This window comes from Streptomyces sp. NPDC036822 (genome assembly GCF_055609145.1).
On sequence record NZ_JBVJPY010000008.1, the window covers coordinates 36,746 to 54,291 of the forward strand.

The 17,546-nt window shown below is 73.0% G+C and carries 14 protein-coding genes; 11 read left to right on the forward strand and 3 right to left on the reverse strand.

Annotated features, from left to right (window positions below):
- Positions 1 to 2: 2 nt before the first annotated feature.
- Together ACZ68P_RS19890 and ACZ68P_RS19895 are read left to right on the forward strand one after the other, a co-directional pair.
- Positions 3 to 1,058 (forward strand): TIGR04222 domain-containing membrane protein, encoded by a 1,056-nt coding sequence (locus ACZ68P_RS19890; RefSeq protein WP_471007823.1) that lies wholly within the window; start codon positions 3 to 5, stop codon positions 1,056 to 1,058.
- A gap of 149 nt (positions 1,059 to 1,207) precedes the next feature.
- Complete coding sequence (locus ACZ68P_RS19895; protein ID WP_471007825.1) at positions 1,208 to 2,875, forward strand: alpha/beta hydrolase; 1,668 nt, start codon at positions 1,208 to 1,210, stop codon at positions 2,873 to 2,875.
- Between the two features lie 8 nt (positions 2,876 to 2,883).
- On the opposite strand, the gene hemQ is transcribed toward ACZ68P_RS19895, so the two are convergent.
- Positions 2,884 to 3,597 carry a hydrogen peroxide-dependent heme synthase gene (gene hemQ / locus ACZ68P_RS19900; protein WP_471007828.1) on the reverse strand — a complete coding sequence of 238 codons (714 nt, stop codon included), beginning with the start codon at positions 3,595 to 3,597 and terminating at the stop codon, positions 2,884 to 2,886.
- A gap of 103 nt (positions 3,598 to 3,700) precedes the next feature.
- On the reverse strand, positions 3,701 to 5,344 hold the full coding sequence (hemG, locus tag ACZ68P_RS19905) for a protoporphyrinogen oxidase (protein WP_471007830.1): 1,644 nt from the start codon (positions 5,342 to 5,344) through the stop codon (positions 3,701 to 3,703).
- A 140-nt stretch (positions 5,345 to 5,484) separates the two neighbouring features.
- On the opposite strand from hemG, the gene ACZ68P_RS19910 reads away from it, so the two are divergent.
- From ACZ68P_RS19910 to ACZ68P_RS19920, 3 genes are all read left to right on the forward strand, one after another.
- The gene (locus tag ACZ68P_RS19910) at positions 5,485 to 6,444 is read left to right on the forward strand and encodes a DUF4349 domain-containing protein (protein WP_471007832.1); all 960 of its coding nucleotides are present in this window, start codon (positions 5,485 to 5,487) and stop codon (positions 6,442 to 6,444) included.
- 27 nt (positions 6,445 to 6,471) lie between these two features.
- A complete protein-coding gene (locus tag ACZ68P_RS19915; protein WP_471007835.1) occupies positions 6,472 to 7,845 on the forward strand; it encodes an FAD-dependent oxidoreductase in 1,374 nt (457 codons plus the stop codon).
- Positions 7,846 to 7,964: 119 nt separating this feature from the next.
- Positions 7,965 to 8,453, forward strand: coding sequence for a hypothetical protein (locus tag ACZ68P_RS19920; RefSeq protein ID WP_471007837.1), 489 nt, complete (start codon positions 7,965 to 7,967; stop codon positions 8,451 to 8,453).
- A gap of 106 nt (positions 8,454 to 8,559) precedes the next feature.
- Here the strand turns inward: ACZ68P_RS19920 and hemE are convergent, their stop codons facing one another.
- The gene (gene hemE / locus ACZ68P_RS19925; protein ID WP_471007840.1) at positions 8,560 to 9,636 is read right to left on the reverse strand and encodes a uroporphyrinogen decarboxylase; all 1,077 of its coding nucleotides are present in this window, start codon (positions 9,634 to 9,636) and stop codon (positions 8,560 to 8,562) included.
- A 91-nt stretch (positions 9,637 to 9,727) separates the two neighbouring features.
- On the opposite strand from hemE, the gene ACZ68P_RS19930 reads away from it, so the two are divergent.
- The 6 genes from ACZ68P_RS19930 (at position 9,728) to ACZ68P_RS19955 (ending at position 17,536) form a co-directional block, all read left to right on the forward strand.
- The gene (locus ACZ68P_RS19930) at positions 9,728 to 10,420 is read left to right on the forward strand and encodes a DUF3000 domain-containing protein (protein WP_471007842.1); all 693 of its coding nucleotides are present in this window, start codon (positions 9,728 to 9,730) and stop codon (positions 10,418 to 10,420) included.
- Positions 10,421 to 10,728: 308 nt separating this feature from the next.
- Positions 10,729 to 11,394 (forward strand): response regulator transcription factor, encoded by a 666-nt coding sequence (locus tag ACZ68P_RS19935; protein WP_365714029.1) that lies wholly within the window; start codon positions 10,729 to 10,731, stop codon positions 11,392 to 11,394.
- Between the two features lie 98 nt (positions 11,395 to 11,492).
- Positions 11,493 to 12,776: an HRDC domain-containing protein gene (locus ACZ68P_RS19940; protein WP_471007845.1), complete on the forward strand. Its 1,284-nt coding sequence runs from the start codon at positions 11,493 to 11,495 to the stop codon at positions 12,774 to 12,776.
- Between the two features lie 201 nt (positions 12,777 to 12,977).
- Complete coding sequence (locus ACZ68P_RS19945; protein ID WP_471007848.1) at positions 12,978 to 14,192, forward strand: thiolase family protein; 1,215 nt, start codon at positions 12,978 to 12,980, stop codon at positions 14,190 to 14,192.
- Positions 14,189 to 16,318 (forward strand): 3-hydroxyacyl-CoA dehydrogenase NAD-binding domain-containing protein, encoded by a 2,130-nt coding sequence (locus ACZ68P_RS19950; protein ID WP_471007850.1) that lies wholly within the window; start codon positions 14,189 to 14,191, stop codon positions 16,316 to 16,318. The genes ACZ68P_RS19945 and ACZ68P_RS19950 overlap by 4 nt, the downstream gene beginning before the upstream one ends.
- Positions 16,319 to 16,465: 147 nt before the next feature.
- Positions 16,466 to 17,536 carry an LCP family protein gene (locus ACZ68P_RS19955; protein WP_471007853.1) on the forward strand — a complete coding sequence of 357 codons (1,071 nt, stop codon included), beginning with the start codon at positions 16,466 to 16,468 and terminating at the stop codon, positions 17,534 to 17,536.
- Positions 17,537 to 17,546: the final 10 nt, after the last annotated feature.

Sequence of the window (17,546 nt, forward strand, 5' to 3'; positions counted from 1 at the left end):
CGATGACCACACTCGCCGTCCTGTACTACCTGGCCGCCGCCGCGGCCGTGGTCGTCCTGATCACCAGGACCGCCCGCACCCGCTCCGGCGTCGGCGGGCCCGTGCACGACCGCCACGAGGCCGCCTTCCTCAACGGCGGTCCGGCCCGGGTCGTCGACGCCGCGATCGCCGCGCTCCAGGCGGACGGCCGGATCGCGGTCGGCGGCCCGGGGATCGTCTCCGTCCTGCGCCCCACCGCCCACGACCACGTCGAGCGCGCCCTGCTCCACGAGCACGCGGCCGCCCCGCACGGCGCGCTGCACCATCTGCGCCTCGTCACGATGCGCCACCCGGCCGTGCAGGAGATCGGCGACGGCCTGGCGGCGCGCGGGCTGATCGTGACGCCCCCCGTCCGCCGCTCCGCGATCCGCTGGAGCGTCTCCGTGGGCATCGGCTGCCTCGCGCTGGTGCCCCTCACGCTCATCCTCACCGTCTTCCAGCTGGCCGGCCCCGACAACAGCGGCCTGTCCGTCCCCTTCTTCGTCATCGTCCTGCCGGCCCTCCTCGGCGCCGGTGTCACGGCCGCCGTCTGCGGAGCGATCGCCGCACGCCGGATCACCCCGGCGGGCCTCGGCGCCGTCGCCGCGTACGGAGGGGCGCACGGCCACCTCGCCGACGCCGGCCATATGGTCGCCCTCTTCGGGCTGCGCGCCCTGCCGGACCCGATGCTGCGGGAGCAGCTGCTGACGGCGGCCCGGATCCGCGTCGCCCGCCCGTCGGGCGGCGGACCGCGCCGGACCCACCGAAGCGGCTCGTCCTCGACCGACTCGTACGCCGCCCTGGTCACCGTGTGGTGCGCGGCCGGTGCGGGCGGCGAGAGCGGCGGAGGCGGCTGCGGTGCGGGTGGGGGCGGCGGGGGCGGCTGCTCCGGCGGCTCGTGCTCCGGCGGAGCAGGGGGCGGCGGAGGCGGAAGCAGCTGTTCGAGTTCGAGCGGGAGTTCCTGTTCGAGTTCGAGCTCCGGCGGCAGTTCGTGCTCCAGCAGCAGCGGTTCGAGCTGCGGCGGCGGCTCCAGCGGCTGACCCGCCGTACCGTCGACGCGTCCCCGCGCCCGGGGGGCGCGTCGGGGGCATTCGGCCCGACACCACCCGACGGTCCTTTACTTCCCGCTTCCGCCCGCCAACGATCCCTTTGTTCCCGCTTGCCTGCGCGCGTACGAAGGGTAGGGCCGATGAGAACGCTCGCGCTGTACGGAGCCCTCGGATCGATGGTCCTCACGTCCTTGGCCGTGGCCCCCGCCGGAGCCCTGGACACGCCGCCCGCCGAGACCCGGGGCCTCCTCGCCGCCGCCGGCCGGGCCGCCACCGAGGGCATCCACTGGGGCGTGTGCCCGGCGGCCGAGAAACTCCCCTCGTCCGTCCAGTGCGGCACGGTCCGGGTCCCCCTCGACTACGCGGACCCCGGCAGCAGCCGGATCGGGCTCACCGTCAGCCGGGTCAAGGCCTCCGGTCCGGCCTCGGCGCGCCAGGGCGCCCTCGTGTACAACCCCGGCGGCCCCGGCGCCTCCTCGACGTCGTTCCCGCTGGTCGCGAAGGCGCCGGCGTGGAAGCGGATCTCCGCCGCGTACGACCTGATCGGCTACGCCCCGCGCGGGGTGACGGGCAGCTCCGCACCGGTGTCCTGCCAGGATCCCGCCGACCGCGCCAAGGGCCCGACCCTGGCGCCGTCCCAGCCGTCCGAGGTCTTCAAGCGGGAGCGCGTCGCGCGGGCGAAGACCTACGCCCAGGGCTGCGCGCAGCGCACCGGAGCGGGCCTGCGGCACTACCACTCGCTCAACAACGCCCGCGATCTGGACGTGCTGCGCGCCGCGCTCGGCGAGGCGGAACTGACCTACATGGGCGCCTCGTACGGCACGTACTTCGGCGCGCTGTACGCGACGCTCTTCCCGCAGCGGGTGCGCCGGATGGTCTTCGACGCGCCGGTCCACCCCGATCCCCGGCACGTCTGGTACGTCAACAACCTCGACCAGTCGCTCGCCTTCGAGCGCCGGTGGGCGGACTTCCGCACCTGGGTGGCCAAGCACCACACGGTGTACGGCCTGGGGTCCACGGCGGACGAGGTGCGCGAGAGCTACGAGAAGGTCCGCGTGGAACTCGCGGCGCGGCCGGCGGGCGGGAAGGTGGGCCCGGGGCAGCTGCACGCGGCCATGATCCAGGCCGGTTACCACGACGGCTTCTGGCCTTCGCGGGCCGCCGCGCTCTCCCGGTACCTGAAGGGCGACCCGAAGCCGCTGATCGAGCAGGCCGCGCCCCCGGCGGCGCCGGCGGGCAAGGGCAGCCCTGATCCGGGCAACGGAACGGCCGTCTACACGGCGGTGGAGTGCAACGACGCCCCCTGGCCGGAGGATTTCGCCGTGTGGGACCGGGACAACACCCGGCTCGCGAAGGTCGCGCCGTTCGAGACCTGGGACAACGTCTGGATGAACCTGCCCTGCGCCTACTGGAAGGAGCCGCGCCAGAAGCCGCTGGACGTGCGGACCGGGGAGGGAGCGCTGCCGCCGGTGCTCATCCTCGCCGCCGAGCGGGACGCGGCCACGCCGTACGAGGGGGCCCTCGAGCTGCAGCGCAGGCTGCGGGGGTCGGCGCTGGTCACCGAGCGGGACGCGGGGACGCACGGCATCGGCGGCGGGGCGAACGCCTGCGTGAACCGCCATCTGGAGACGTATCTGCTCACCGGGGAGGTGCCCGGAAAGACGCCGGTGCGGCGCGCGTCATGCGCGCCGCACCCGGAGCCGGACCCGGTGTCGCTGGAGCGGCGCACGGAACTCCGTCCGCCGTCTGATCTTCCGGGTCGGGGGGCGACGGCCCGGCTGGGCGCCGGGTCGTCACCAGGTCGGTAGGCCGGCCGTCAGGCCAGACCCGTCACCAGCTCGGCGACGCTCTTGCGCCGGCCGGTGTAGAAGGGGACCTCCTCGCGGACGTGCATCCGCGCCTCGGAGGCCCGCAGGTGGCGCATGAGGTCGACGATCCGGTACAGCTCGTCGGCCTCGAAGGCGAGCAGCCATTCGTAGTCGCCGAGCGAGAAGGAGGCGACCGTGTTGGCGCGGACGTCGGGGAAGCCGCGGGCCATCTTGCCGTGGTCCGCGAGCATCCGGCGACGGTCCTCGTCCGGCAGCAGGTACCAGTCGTAGGAGCGCACGAAGGGGTAGACGCTGACGTAGTCGCGGGGCGTCTCGTCGGCCAGGAAGGCCGGGATGTGCGACTTGTTGAACTCGGCCGGGCGGTGCAGGGCCATGTTGGACCAGACCGGCTCCAGGGCGCGGCCGAGCCTGGTGCGGCGGAAGAGGTTGTACGCCTCCTGGAGCTCATCGCTCGTCTCGGCGTGCCACCAGATCATCAGGTCGGCGTCGGCGCGCAGACCGGAGAGGTCGTACGTGCCGCGGACGGTGATGTCCTTGGCGGCGAGCTGGTCGAAGAGCTCCTGGACCTCGTCGGCGTAACCGGCGCGGTTCTCGGGCAGGACGTCGCGCAGCTTGAACACGGACCACAGGGTGTAGCGGATGACCTCGTTGAGGTCCTTCGCCTTCTTACCGGCGTTCGGGATCTTTTCGGGCGCACTCATACGCCTATTCTCGCCCGTCACGGACAGTGCCCCGCACCAGGGTCGGTGGTTTCCGACGTGGCGATGATCTCCCCGGCCGTCGCGCGGGCCGTCCTTCCCGCCGTCACCGCCGCCCCTCCCCCGCCGCCGGTCCGGCGATCCCGTCCAGGATCTCGTCGGCCGCGCGGTGGGCGGAGGCGATGCAGGCGGGGATGCCGACGCCGTCGTACGCGGCCCCGGCGAGGCGGAGGCCGGGCAGTTCGGCGACGGCCCGGCGTGCGCGGGCGACCCGGGCGAGATGGCCGACCGGGTACTGCGGCAGGCCGTCGATCCAGCGGGTGACGGCGGTGGCAACGGGCCGGGCGGCCAGACCGGTGGCGGCGGCCAGGTCCTTCGCGGAGGCCGCGACGAGGTCGGCGTCGTCGCGGTGGACCTGCTCCTCCTCGCCGTAGCGGCCGACGGAGGTGCGCAGGACGAAGAGGTCGGGTGCGGCGTCCGCGACCCACTGCCACTTCTGGCTGGAGAAGGTGGACGCCTTGATGGTGTGTCCGTCGACGGGCGGCACGAGGAAGCCCGAGCCGGGCAGGCGCCGGATGTCCGTCCGCCGGAAGGCGAAGGTGACCAGGGCCATCGAGGCGTACTCGACGGTGTCGAGCTGCGCGGCCGCGGCCGGCGCCTCCTCGGCGAGGAGCGCGGCGGCGGCCCAGGTGGGCGTGGCGAGGACGACGGCGTCGGCGTGGTGCACCCGGTCGCCCGCGACGATCCGCCAGCGTGTGTCCCGGTCCGTGCGGGCGGTGGCGGCCGACAGCCGGGCGGCGGCCGAGGCGGAGGCCACGGCGGCTCCGGCCACGGCGGCCGAGGCCAGGCCCGCGGTAGCGGAGGACAGCCCCGCGGTGGCGGCGGCGTCCACGCGGCCGCTGGGCATGCCGGTGTCGCTTTCCCCGTCCGTCTCGCCTTCGCCGGGCGCCACGCGGCGCAGTTCCGTCACGGGGGCGTGCGTCAGGATCTCGCCGCCGGCCGCGCGGATCGCGTCCGCCACCGCTCCGGGCAGGGTGCCGATGCCGCCTTCGATGCCCATGAAGGCGGAGCCCCCGAGGCCGGTGGCCGCGCCGGCCGCGTCGGAGGGGGTCGCGGCGCCGGCCCGCTGCACGGCGCGGACGGCCTCGGTGAGGGTGGGGTGGGCGCGGGCGGCGTCGAAGAGCTTCGGCACGGCGGCCCGGAGGGAGATGCGGTAGGCGTCTCCGGCGTAGACGCCGCCGAGGAGGGGCTCGACCAGCCGGTCGACGACCTCGTGGCCCATCCGTTCGGCGACGTACGCGCCGATGGCGATGTCGTCGCCGATCTCGGTCGGCGGCAGTTCGAGGTCCTGACCGACGCGGCGCACACCCTGGTCGGAGAGGAGCCCGGCGAGCGCTCCGCCGTCGCCCGGTACGCCCATCACATGCCCCTTGGGCATGGGGACCAGCGCGCCGCGTGACCACACGGACGCGGTGGTGGTGGCCGGTGCCCGGAGCCGGTCGGCGAGGCCGACGGCCCCCGCGAGGGCGACCGCCTCGGGGCGCCGGGCGAGCAACGACTCGGCGCCGAGGTCGACGGGGGCGCCGGCGATCTCCCCGGCGAGCAGCTTGCCGCCGAGGCGGTCGCCGCCTTCGAGGAGGGTGACCCGCACGCCCGCCGTGGCCAGCCGGTGCGCTGCGGCGAGCCCGGCGATGCCGCCCCCGACGACGACGACGTGCCCCAGCGACCTGCCCGTGGTGTCCGCGTTCATGGGTCCACTCTCTCAAATCGCCCCCACCGAGCCGTTCCGAGGCCGGAACGTGATCACTTCGCTATCGGGCGAGGGCAACCTGTTCCCCCCTCTCGTACGTCGAACCGGCGACACTCACCACCACCCTTGGGGGGAACCGGATGCGTGGAGCACGCATGGCGGCCGTGGCGTTCCTTGCGGCCTCGCTGGCACTGACCGGCTGCGCGGGATCGGACGGCGCCGCCGACAAGACGAGCCTGAGCGACGCCAAGGGGGCCGACGGTGCCCGGGGCGCCGGCGGCGCGGCCGACAGCGCGGAAGCGTCGGGGCAGGGTCAGGGAGCCGGGGCCCGCAAGCCCGCGGCAGCGCCCCGGCAGCACGTCATCCGTACCGCCGAACTGTCCGTGGAGGTCGCGGACGCGACGAAGGCCCTGGCCACGGCCCGGCGGGTCACGGGGGACGCGGGCGGCCATGTCGCGAACGAGTCGACCGAGCGGACCGACGACGCGCACACGACCTCGCGGATCGTCCTGCGGGTGCCCCAGGAGCGTTACGAGGCGGTCCTGAGCGAGCTCGCGGGCACCGGCAGGCTCCTCTCGCGCACCGCGGAGGCGAAGGACGTCACCGATCAGGTGGTGGACGTCGAGAGCCGGATCGCCACCCAGCGCGCGAGCGTGCAGCGGGTGCGCGCGCTGATGGACCGGGCGACGACGCTCGGCGAAGTGGTCACCCTGGAAGGGGAGCTGAACCGCCGTCAGGCCGATCTGGAGGCGTTGCTGGCCCAGCAGGCGTCGCTGAAGGACCGTACGACGATGGCGACGGTGACCCTGGCGCTCAGCGAGAAGGAGTCGGCGCGGGCGACCGAGGACGAGGACCGTCCCGGCTTCCTCGACGCGCTCGCCGGCGGCTGGCGCGCGCTGGTGACGTCGCTCGCCTGGATCCTGGTCGTGCTGGCGGCTCTGGCTCCGTGGCTGCTGGTGGGGGCGGTGCTGTACGTGGTGTGGCGCCGGCTGATCAAGCCGCGGCTGCCCCGCCGTCCCGCACCGCAGCTGCCCCCGCGCCCCTTCCCGGCCCCGGGATCCGACATGCCCTCGGCGCCGCCGGCGCAGCGGCAGGACTGAACGGCCGCCTCGACGTAGCGTGTTCGTATGAGTGAACGACTGGTGGTCATCGGTGGTGACGCGGCGGGCATGTCCGCCGCGTCACAGGCACGCCGGCTGCGGGAGCCCTCGAAGCTGGAGATCGTCGCCTTCGAACGAGGCCGCTTCGCCTCCTTCTCGGCCTGCGGCATCCCGTACTGGGTCGGGGGCGACGTCGACGAGCGCGACGACCTGATCGCCCGCACCCCCGAGGAGCATCGGGCAGGGGACATCGACCTGCGGATGCGCACCGAGGTGACCGAACTGGACCTGGCGGGGCAGCGCGTGCGCACCCGGGACCTGGAGTCGGGCGGCGAGGCGTGGACGGGCTTCGACAAGCTGGTGATCGCGACCGGCGCCCGCCCCGTCCGGCCTGCGCTGCCGGGCATCGGCGCGCCGGGGGTGCACGGCGTGCAGACCCTGGACGACGGCCAGGCGCTGCTCGACTCCCTGGAGGGGACCCGCGGCCGGCGGGCGGTCGTCGTGGGCGCGGGCTACATCGGGGTGGAGATGGCGGAGGCGCTGCTGAAGCGGGGCTACGAGGTGACGGTCCTCAACCGCGGCGAGCAGCCGATGTCGACGCTGGACCCGGACATGGGCCGGCTGGTGCACCGGGCGATGGACGGCCTGGGCATCACGACGGTCGGCTCGTCGGCGGTGACGGAGGTCCTCACGGGCGAGGACGGCCGCGTCCGCGCGGTGGCCACGGAGGACGCCGAGTATCCGGCGGACGTGGTGGTCCTCGGCATGGGCGTGGAGCCGGAGACGACCCTCGCCCGGGCGGCCGGCCTGCCGACGGGCTCGTACGGCGGGCTCCTCACCGATCTCGCGATGCGGGTACGGGGCCACCAGAACGTGTGGGCGGGCGGCGACTGCGTCGAGGTGCTCGACCTGGTGTCGGGGCGTGAGCGGCACATCGCCCTGGGGACGCACGCCAACAAGCACGGTCAGATCATCGGCTCGAACGTGGGCGGCGACTACGCCACCTTCCCCGGCGTGGTCGGGACGGCGGTGTCGAAGGTGTGCGACCTGGAGATCGCGCGGACGGGGCTGCGGGAGAAGGACGCCCGGGCGATGGGCCTGCGCTACGTGACGGTGACGGTGGAGTCGACCAGCCGCGCGGGCTACTACCCGGGGGCGGCGCCGATGACGGTGAAGATGCTGGCCGAGCGGCGGACGGGCCGGCTCCTCGGGGTGCAGATCGTGGGCCGCGAGGGCGCGGGCAAGCGGGTGGACGTCGCGGCGGTGGCGCTGACGGCGGGGATGACGGTGGAGCGGATGACGTCCCTGGACCTCGGCTACGCCCCGCCCTTCTCCCCGGTGTGGGACCCGGTCCTGGTCGCGGCACGGAAGGCGCTGGCGGCGGTCCGGGCGGCCGGGTAGGCGGCCCTCCGCGGGATGGGCGTCGCGGGCCGGGCGCGAGGGCGATGCTCGACCGAGCGGCGCAGGCACCGACGGTGACGAATTGCGACCATGGAATCACCATGGGTTAACTCGATGACATGATCAGACACTCCGTGCGCGCGCTCTGCGCCGCCTCTCTCGTCCTCGCCCCGCTCGCCCTGAGCACCCCTGCCCACGCCGCGACCGCCTGCACGGTCAACGGCCTCGCCGTTCCCAGCGGGAACGTCAGCGGCACGGTGGGACGGGACTACATCCAGTGTTCGTCGGTGGACGCGGGCCACACGGTCGACGGCCTCGCCGGCAGCGACACGATCGTCCTTACCGGTCCGGTGGCCGGGACCGTGCTCGGCGGGACGGGCTCCGACTACCTCCGCTTCGGCAGCCTGGCGCCGCTCGGCGGCCAGGCCGACGCCGGGGCGGGCAACGACTACGTACAGGTGGACGGCACCGTCCTGGCCACGGCCGCCGTCCGCGGCGGCGACGGCGCCGACTGCATCCGGGTCAACGTCAACCAGGGCGCCGTCGACGGCGGAGCGTCCCTCGACTTCTGCCAGGTGGTGTCCGGCAACCCGGCCGTCAACTGCTGAGCTCCCGGAGGCAGCCCGGCTCACCCGACGCACGCACCACGATGCCCGTCACCGCGAGCGGTGACGGGCATCGGTTCGGGTACGGCGCCGGCCGGGCGCGGGGGTGTCAGACGGCCGTGTGCGTGTGGACGTACTCCACCAGCCGGGTCAGGGCGTCCGGGTCCGTGGTGGGCAGCACGCCGTGGCCGAGGTTGAAGACGTGCCCCTCCAGGCCCTTCGCGGCGGCCAGGACCTCGTCCGTCTTGGCCTCCACGGCCTCGCGCGAGGAGAACAGCACCGCGGGGTCCAGATTGCCCTGGAGCGCCTTGCCGGGGCCGACACGGCGGACGGCCTCGTCGAGCGGGACGCGCCAGTCCACGCCGACGACGTCGGCGCCCGCCTCGCCCATGAGGCCGAGCAGCTCGCCGGTACCGACACCGAAGTGGATGCGCGGCACGCCGTAGGAGGCGACGGAGTCGAAGACCTTCGTGGACGCGGGCATCACCGAACGGCGGTAGTCGACGGGGGCCAGGGCGCCCACCCAGGAGTCGAAGAGCTGGACGGCGGAGGCGCCCGCCTCGATCTGGACCTTGAGGAAGGCGGAGGTGATGTCGGCGAGGCGGTCCAGGAGATCGGCCCACAGCTGCGGGTCGCCGTACATCAGCGCCTTGGTGTGCTCGTGGTTGCGGGACGGACCGCCCTCGACGAGGTAGCTCGCGAGGGTGAACGGCGCGCCGGCGAATCCGATCAGAGGAGTGGATCCCAGTTCGGCGGTGAGCATGCCGATGGCCTCGGTGACGTACGCGACGTCCTCGGGGGTCAGGTCGCGCAGCCGGGCCAGGTCGGCACGGGTGCGGATCGGCTCGGCCACGACGGGACCGACGCCGGGCTTGATGTCGAGGTCGACACCGATGGCCTTCAGCGGGACGACGATGTCGCTGAAGAAGATCGCCGCGTCCACCTTGTGACGCCGCACGGGCTGCAGCGTGATCTCGGTGACCAGCTCGGGCCGCATGCAGGACTCGAGCATCGGGATGCCCTCGCGGACCTTCAGGTACTCGGGCAGCGAGCGACCGGCCTGCCGCATGAACCAGACCGGCGTGTGCGGCACGGGCTCACGCCTGCACGCCTTCAGGAACGGGGAGTCGTACGTCTGCGGCTGCTGCGTCGTCTGCTGGCCCGAGGGGGCGTCGTTGGCACTCACGCCCAGAATCTTCGCATGTGCGCGGAAGCCGCTCGCCCGGCCCGGGTGTCCCTCCCTGCGCGGGGGCCCCGTTCCGCCTACTCTTCCCCGCATGGCTGCGGCTCAGGGACATTTTTCCGATCATTCCGAAGGCGACGAAGAGGCGGGCGAGACGGCGGGCACCACGGAGACCAACCCCGTCCCGCCCGCGTTCCGGCGGGCGGTGGAGGCGCTGCGTTCGGCCCGGCTGCGACCGGAGATGGAGATGGATCCGACCCGGCCTCCGCAGCGGCTCGCCCCGTACGCGTACGCGCTGGAGGCGGCCGTCGTCGACGGTGAGGAGGACCTGGCCGACGGCCGGCTCGTCCTGCTCCACGACCCGGCGGGGCACGACACCTGGAAGGGCACCTTCCGCCTGGTGACGCTGGTACGGGCGGAGCTGGAGCCGGAGATGGCCGCGGACCCGCTGCTGCCGGAGGTGTGCTGGTCCTGGCTGACCGGCGCGATGGAGGCGAGGGGCCTGGCCTACGCGGAGGCGAGCGGCACCGTCACCATGGCCGGTTCCCACTACTTCGGCGGGCTCGCGGACCGGCGGCCCGCGACGCAGATCGAGATCCGGGCGTCCTGGACGCCGAGAGAGGGGCTCGGTGGAGTCCCGGACACGGGGTCCCATCTCGCCGCCTGGTGCGACCTCCTCTGCCAGATCGCGGGGCTCCCGCCGTCGTCCCCCGAGGCCGGGGAGGGCACCACGTCGGGGGCGGGCGTCGTCTCGCTGCCCCAGCGCCGGGGCCCGCAGCAGCCCTGAGCGGTCCGGGGAACACGCCCTCGGTCGCGTCCGGATCCCGGCGGGCTCGCGGCGGGCCGTGGACCACGCGCCGCGGACGGCGCGGACGGCGGCCGAAAGCGGGCCCGTGAGACCCCCGACAGGGAGGCTCACTCGTAGGATGATCGATCACGCGTCCGAATTGCCCGAATTGTTACTCACCAAATCGTGATCATTCCCTAAAGGCGGGCGCCCCAGCTGCCGAAGAGGTCAATGACCCCTTCACCGCTCGGGTCGCCCCCGGCTTCTTCCCCGAGCCGGCTCCGTCCCGCATCTCCCCAGGAGGCCGTGTGTCCGTTCTCCTCGAGCAGCCCGCAAGCCTGGTCGCCTACCGCCCGAACAAGCCGACCGCGATGGTCGTCGTGGCCGACCCGCGCGTCCGCTCCACCGTCACCCGCCACCTGTGGGCCCTTGGAGTACGAGACGTCATCGAGGCGTCCTCCATCGCGGAGGCCCGCCCCCGCGTGGGAAGCCCCCGCGACATCTGCGTGGCCGACGTCCACCTTCCCGACGGCAGTGGCCTCACGCTTCTGTCCGAGACCCGCGCGGCGGGCTGGCCCAACGGCCTCGCCCTCTCCGCGGCCGACGACATCGGCGCCGTACGCAACGCCCTGGCCGGCGGCGTCAAGGGCTATGTCGTCACCGGTACCCGTACGAACATCGGGCACCCCACCCGCCCCGGCGCCGCCCCCATCGGCTCCGCGGCCGCCCGCCTCGGCCACCGCCGCCCCCCGGGTGCCCCGAGCCACCCGGGCGGCTACCGCGAGCTCTCCGGCCGTGAGGTCGAGGTTCTCCGGCTGGTCGCCGAAGGTCAGTCGAACAAGGCCATCGGCGTCTCGATGGGCCTGTCCGCGCTGACCGTGAAGAGCCACCTCGCCCGGATCGCCCGCAAGCTGGGCACCGGGGACCGGGCCGGAATGGTCGCGGTGGCGCTGCGTACCGGGATCATCCACTGAACCGGGCGGCGGCCCCGTGAACGGCTGACAGAAGATCGGCGCCTGTCGACGGAACGTTCCGTCGGCAGGCGCTTGCCGTTCGCAGATACCCTTGACAGGTGACCGACGCCCAAGAGACCGCAGCAGACACAGCACTGCGAACCACCGGGGGCGCCCCTCCGGACGACGACGTCCCTGCGAACGGGCTGCCGATCCCCTTGCTGGAGCCCCGTGAGGGCATCCCGCCCGTGGTGGCGACCGAGGAGGCCCTCGCCGAGGTGATCGCCTCCTTCGCCGCAGGCCGCGGCCCCGTGGCCGTCGACGCCGAGCGCGCCTCCGGCTACCGCTACGGCCAGCGGGCCTATCTCGTCCAGCTGCGCCGCGAGGGCGCGGGCAGCGCCCTGATCGACCCGGTCGGCTGCCCCGACCTGTCGGCCCTCGGCGAGGCGCTCGCCGGGACCGAGTGGATCCTGCACGCGGCGACCCAGGACCTTCCGTGCCTGCGCGACATAGGCATGGTGCCGACGCGGATCTTCGACACCGAGCTGGCCGGCCGGCTCGCCGGGTTCCCCCGGGTCGGACTCGGGGCCATGGTCGAGTCCGTCCTCGGTTACGCCCTGGAGAAGGGCCACTCCGCGGTGGACTGGTCCACCCGCCCGCTGCCCGAGCCCTGGCTCCGGTACGCCGCGCTGGACGTCGAGCTCCTCGTCGACCTGCGTGACGCACTGGAGAAGGAGCTGGACCGGCAGGGCAAGCTGGAGTGGGCCCTTCAGGAGTTCGACGCGATCGCCGCGGCCCCGCCCGCGCCCCCGCGCAAGGACCCGTGGCGGCGCACCTCCGGCATGCACAAGGTGCGGCGCCGTCGCCAGATGGCGGTGGTGCGCGAGCTGTGGACGGCGCGCGACCGGATCGCCCAGCGCCGGGACGTCTCACCGGGCAAGGTGCTGAGCGACGCGGCGATCGTCGAGGCGGCGCTCGCGGTCCCGGCGAACGTGGCGGCGCTGACGGCGCTGCCCGGCTTCGGCCACCGGATGGGACGGCGTCAGCTGGAGCAGTGGCAGGCGTGCGTGGACCGCGCGAAGGCGCTGCCGGACACGGAGCTCCCCCAGCCCGGCCAGCCGCTCATGGGCCCGCCCCCGCCCCGCGCCTGGGCCGACAAGGACCCGGAGGCCGCCGCCCGCCTGTCGGCGGCGCGCGCGGCGGTCTCGGCCCTCGCCGAGGAGCTGAACCTCCCGCAGGAGAACCTCATCACCCCGGACACGGTCCGGCGCGTCTGCTGGGAACCGCCGGCCCCGCCGGCCGCGGCCTCGGTCGCGGAGGCCCTGACCGGCTTCGGCGCCCGGCCGTGGCAGGTGGAGCTGGTGACCCCGCTGCTGGTCACCGCGCTGTCGGCGACCGGCTGACGGCCGTGTCCCGTTCCGTGAGAGCCCCTGGCGCACCGCGCCGGGGGCTTTCCCGTACGCCTTTCGGGGTGTGACCTTCGCCGCTCCGCCCCCAGGGGGTGGGCAGCCTGGTTACCCGCAAGTAGCATGGGGGCAGCAAGCGCGCGCTTAGGCGTGCGCCGCAGCAGTGCAGTGCCATCCCGCACCTGGAGGAGAGCCATCGTGCCTCGTACCGTCAGGGACGTCGTCTTCGTCGACGGCGTCCGCACCCCGTTCGGCAAGGCGGGCCCGAAGGGCATCTACCACGAGACCCGCGCCGACGACCTCGTCGTGAAGGCCATCCGGGAGCTGCTGCGCCGCAACCCCGGCCTCGACCCCGCGAAGATCGACGAGGTGGCCATCGCGGCGACCACGCAGATCGGTGACCAGGGTCTGACCCTCGGCCGCACCGCCGGCATCCTCGCCGGGCTGCCGCAGTCCGTCCCGGGGTACTCCATCGACCGGATGTGCGCCGGCGCCCTCACCGCCGTGACCAGCGTCGCCGGTTCGATCGCCTTCGGCGCGTACGACGCCGTCATCGCCGGTGGCGTCGAGCACATGGGCCGCCACCCCATGGGCGAGGGCGTGGACCCGAACCCGCGCTTCGTCAGCGAGAAGCTGGTCGACGAGTCCGCCCTGTTCATGGGCATGACCGCCGAGAACCTGCACGACCGCTACCCGAGCATCACCAAGCAGCGCGCCGACGAGTACGCCGTGCGCTCGCAGGAGAAGGCCGCCAAGGCGTACGCCGACGGCAAGATCCAGCAGGACCTGGTGCCGATCTCGGTCCGCCGCACCAACGCCGAGGCCGGCGAGACCGGCTGGGGCCTGGTCACCGCCGACGAGCCGATGCGCCCGGGCACCACCCTGGAGTCGCTGGCCAACCTCAAGACGCCGTTCCGCGTCCACGGCAACGTCACCGCGGGTAACGCGGCCGGTCTCAACGACGGCGCCACCGCCTCGATCATCGCCTCCGAGGACTTCGCCCGCGAGAACGACCTCCCGGTCAAGATGCGCCTCGTCTCGTACGCCTTCGCCGGCGTCGAGCCCGAGGTCATGGGCTACGGCCCGATCCCGGCGACCGAGAAGGCCCTGGCCCAGGCCGGCCTGTCGATCGGCGACATCGGCCTCTTCGAGATCAACGAGGCGTTCGCCGTCCAGGTCCTCGCGTTCCTGGAGCACTACGGCATCGCCGACGACGACGCCCGCGTGAACCAGTACGGCGGCGCGATCGCCTACGGTCACCCGCTGGCCTCCTCCGGCGTGCGCCTGATGACGCAGCTGGCCCGCCAGTTCGAGGAGAACCCGCAGGTCCGCTACGGCCTCAACACGATGTGCGTCGGCTTCGGCATGGGCGCGACGGTCATCTGGGAAAACCCCCACTGGGAGGGCAAGTGAGCACCACCGCCGAGCTTCTGAAGGGCGCCGCCGAGCTCTTCCCCGACGAGGTCGTCACCAGCGCCCACGTACGGCACTTCGACCTGCCCGCGGGTGCGGGCCGGTTCGCCCTGATCACGCTGGACAACGGCTTCGACCACACCAAGCCGACCACCTTCGGCCCCCAGTCGCTGGCGAACCTCAACACCGCCATCGACCAGGTCGAGAAGGAGGCGGCCGACGGCTCGATCGTCGGTGTCGGCCTCACTGGCAAGCCGTTCATCTTCGCGGTCGGCGCCGACCTCAAGGGTGTCGAGCTGCTGAAGCAGCACTCCGACGCGCTGGCCATCGGCAAGGGCGGCCACGACGTCTTCAAGCGTCTGTCGTCGCTGGCCGTGCCGACCTTCGCGTACTACAACGGCGCGGCGATGGGCGGCGGTGTCGAGGTCGGTCTGCACTGCACCTACCGCACCGTCTCCAAGGCCCTGCCGGCCTTCTCGCTGCCCGAGGTCTTCCTCGGCCTCGTGCCCGGCTGGGGCGGCTGCGCGATCCTGCCGAACCTGATCGGCGCCGACAAGGCCGTCTCGGTCATCATCGAGAACTCGCTGAACCAGAACCGTCAGCTCAAGGGCAAGCAGGTCTTCGAGCTGGGGATCGCCGACGCGATCTTCGAGGGCGCGGACTTCCTGGAGCAGTCGCTGATCTGGACGGCGTCCGTGCTCAACGGCTCCGTCACCGTCGAGCGTCCGGAGATCGACCGCGGCGAGGCCTGGGACCAGGCCGTCGCCAAGGGCCGGTTCATCGCCGACTCCAAGGTGCACGGCGCGGCTCCGGCCGCGTACCGCGCCCTGGACATCATCGAGGCGGCCAAGGACGGCGACCTGCAGAAGGGCTTCGACGCCGAGGACACGGCGCTGGCCGACCTCATCATGGGCGGCGAGCTGCGCTCCGGCATCTACGCCTTCAACCTGGTGCAGAAGCGCGCCAAGCGCCCGGCCGGCGCCCCCGACAAGTCGCTGGCCCGCCCGGTCACCAAGGTCGGTGTCGTCGGCGCCGGTCTGATGGCCTCCCAGCTGGCCCTGCTCTTCCTGCGCCGCCTCGAGGTGCCGGTCGTCCTGACCGACATCGACCAGGAGCGCGTCGACAAGGGTGTGGGCTACGTCCACGCCGAGATCGAGAAGCTGCTCGGCAAGGGCCGCGTCAACCAGGACAAGGCCAACCGTCTCAAGGGCCTGGTCTCCGGTGTCCTGGACAAGGCCGAGGGCTTCGCGGACGCGGACTTCATCATCGAGGCCGTGTTCGAGGAGATGAGCGTCAAGCAGAAGGTGTTCGCGGAGGTCGAGGCGGTCGCCCCGGCGCACGCGATCCTCGCCACCAACACCTCCTCGCTGTCCGTCTCGGAGATGGCCTCGAAGCTCCAGCACCCGGAGCGCGTGGTCGGCTTCCACTTCTTCAACCCGGTCGCGATCCTCCCGCTCCTGGAGATCGTGCGCGGCGAGCAGACGGACGACGCCTCGCTCGCCACCGCCTTCGGTGTGGCGAAGAAGCTGAAGAAGACCGCGGTCCTCACCAAGGACGCCCCGGCGTTCGTCGTGAACCGCATCCTGACCCGCTTCATGGGCGAGATCCAGAACGTCATCGACGAGGGCACCCCCGTCGAGACGGCGGAGAAGGCCATCGAGCCGCTCGGCCTGCCGATGTCGCCGCTGGTCCTCCTGGAGCTCGTCGGCCCGGCCATCGGTCTGCACGTCTCCGAGACCCTGAACCGCGCCTTCCCGGAGCGCTTCACCGTCTCGCCGAACCTCAAGCGCGTGGTCGAGGCGGGCAAGCGCGGCTTCTACGTCTACGACTCCGGCAAGCCGGTGCTGGACCCCGAGGTCGCCGCCCTCCTGGTGCAGGGCGACTCCGTCCTGACCGAGGAGCAGGTCCGCGACCGCGTCCTGGACGCGGTGGCGCAGGAGATCGGCCTGATGCTGGAGGAGGGTGTCGTCGCCGAGGCGCAGGACATCGACCTCTGCCTCATCACGGGCGCCGGCTGGCCCTTCCACCTGGGCGGCATCACGCCGTACCTGGACCGCGAGGGCGTCTCCCAGCGGGTGAACGGCAAGCCGTTCCTGGCGCAGGGCGTGGCGAGCGTCCCGGCGTAGCTCGGGCATCGCACGCGGAACCGGCGGCCCCGGCACCTTCCTGGTGCCGGGGCCGCCGGCCGTGCCGGCAGCCCGTGCGCCCCAGGGGGAACGCCCGGATACCCGTACGGGGAACGGGAGTCGAAAGGCTGTCTATAGTGCGAACCCATGACGGACAACTCGACCTCGCCCTCCGGGCGCGCCGCCCGGCGCAGACCCCGTACCCGCGGGCAGCGCGTCCGGCGCGCCCTGCTGTGGACCCTGCTGATCGTCGTGGTGGGCGCGGGCGCCACCGGGTACTGGGGGTACTCCAGCATCGACGGCAACATCAAGGGCGTCGACCTCGACAAGGCCCTCGGTGACGACCGCCCGCCGCGGCTGCCGACCGCCGGGCAGAACCTGCTCGTGCTCGGCTCGGACTCGCGGGCGGGCGCCAACGCGGCGCTGGACGGCGGCAAGGTCTCCGGGGCCCGTTCGGACACGGCGCTCGTGGTGCACATACCCGAGGGCCGGACCCGGGCCACCGCGATCAGCATCCCGCGCGACACGCTCGTCACCCGGCCGGCGTGCGGGACGTCGGGCGGCGGCACGGCCCCGACCGCGCAGCGGGTCATGTTCAACTCCGTGTACGCGCAGTACGGTCCGGCCTGTGTCGTGAAGACGGTCGAGAAGATGTCGGGCGTCCGGCTCGACCACTACATGGAGATCGACTTCGCCGGCTTCAAGGACCTGGTCGACGCGATAGGCGGGGTCACCGTCGACATCGACGAGCCCATCCGGAACGGCCCCGGCGGTCTCGACCTCGCGGCCGGTCCCCAGCGGCTCGACGGCACGCAGTCGCTCGCGTTCGTCCGGACCCGCTACGGCGTCAAGGACGGCAGCGACCTCGGCCGGATCAGCAACCAGCAGAAGTTCCTGACGGCCCTGCTCACCGAGGTGAAGAAGCAGGACCTGCTGGGCAGCCCGACGAAGTCCTACAAGATCGCCGACTCGGCGACCAAGGCGCTCACCACCGACTCCGAACTGGCCTCGCTGACCGCCCTGAGCGAGTTCGCCCGCTCCATGAACGGCGTCGACCCGAGCACCATGGAGACCGTCATGCTGCCGGTGGCGTACGACAAGAAGGACCCGAACCGGGTCGTCGCCGCCGAGCCGAACGCGTCGCTGCTGTGGAAGGCGATCCGTGAGGACGCGCCGATCCCCGCCTCGGCGAAGAAGTCCCCGGCGACCGGCGGCTGACATCCTGGCG

Coding starts and splice junctions, on each gene's coding strand:
- hemG (WP_471007830.1), bottom strand. CDS start 5,344: ATGAACGCGGACACCACGGGCAGGTCGCTGGGGCACGTCGTCGTCGTC.
- ACZ68P_RS19890 (WP_471007823.1), top strand. CDS start 3: ATGACCACACTCGCCGTCCTGTACTACCTGGCCGCCGCCGCGGCCGTG.
- ACZ68P_RS19955 (WP_471007853.1), top strand. CDS start 16,466: ATGACGGACAACTCGACCTCGCCCTCCGGGCGCGCCGCCCGGCGCAGA.
- ACZ68P_RS19915 (WP_471007835.1), top strand. CDS start 6,472: ATGAGTGAACGACTGGTGGTCATCGGTGGTGACGCGGCGGGCATGTCC.
- ACZ68P_RS19895 (WP_471007825.1), top strand. CDS start 1,208: ATGAGAACGCTCGCGCTGTACGGAGCCCTCGGATCGATGGTCCTCACG.
- ACZ68P_RS19910 (WP_471007832.1), top strand. CDS start 5,485: ATGCGTGGAGCACGCATGGCGGCCGTGGCGTTCCTTGCGGCCTCGCTG.
- ACZ68P_RS19920 (WP_471007837.1), top strand. CDS start 7,965: ATGATCAGACACTCCGTGCGCGCGCTCTGCGCCGCCTCTCTCGTCCTC.
- ACZ68P_RS19930 (WP_471007842.1), top strand. CDS start 9,728: ATGGCTGCGGCTCAGGGACATTTTTCCGATCATTCCGAAGGCGACGAA.
- hemQ (WP_471007828.1), bottom strand. CDS start 3,597: ATGAGTGCGCCCGAAAAGATCCCGAACGCCGGTAAGAAGGCGAAGGAC.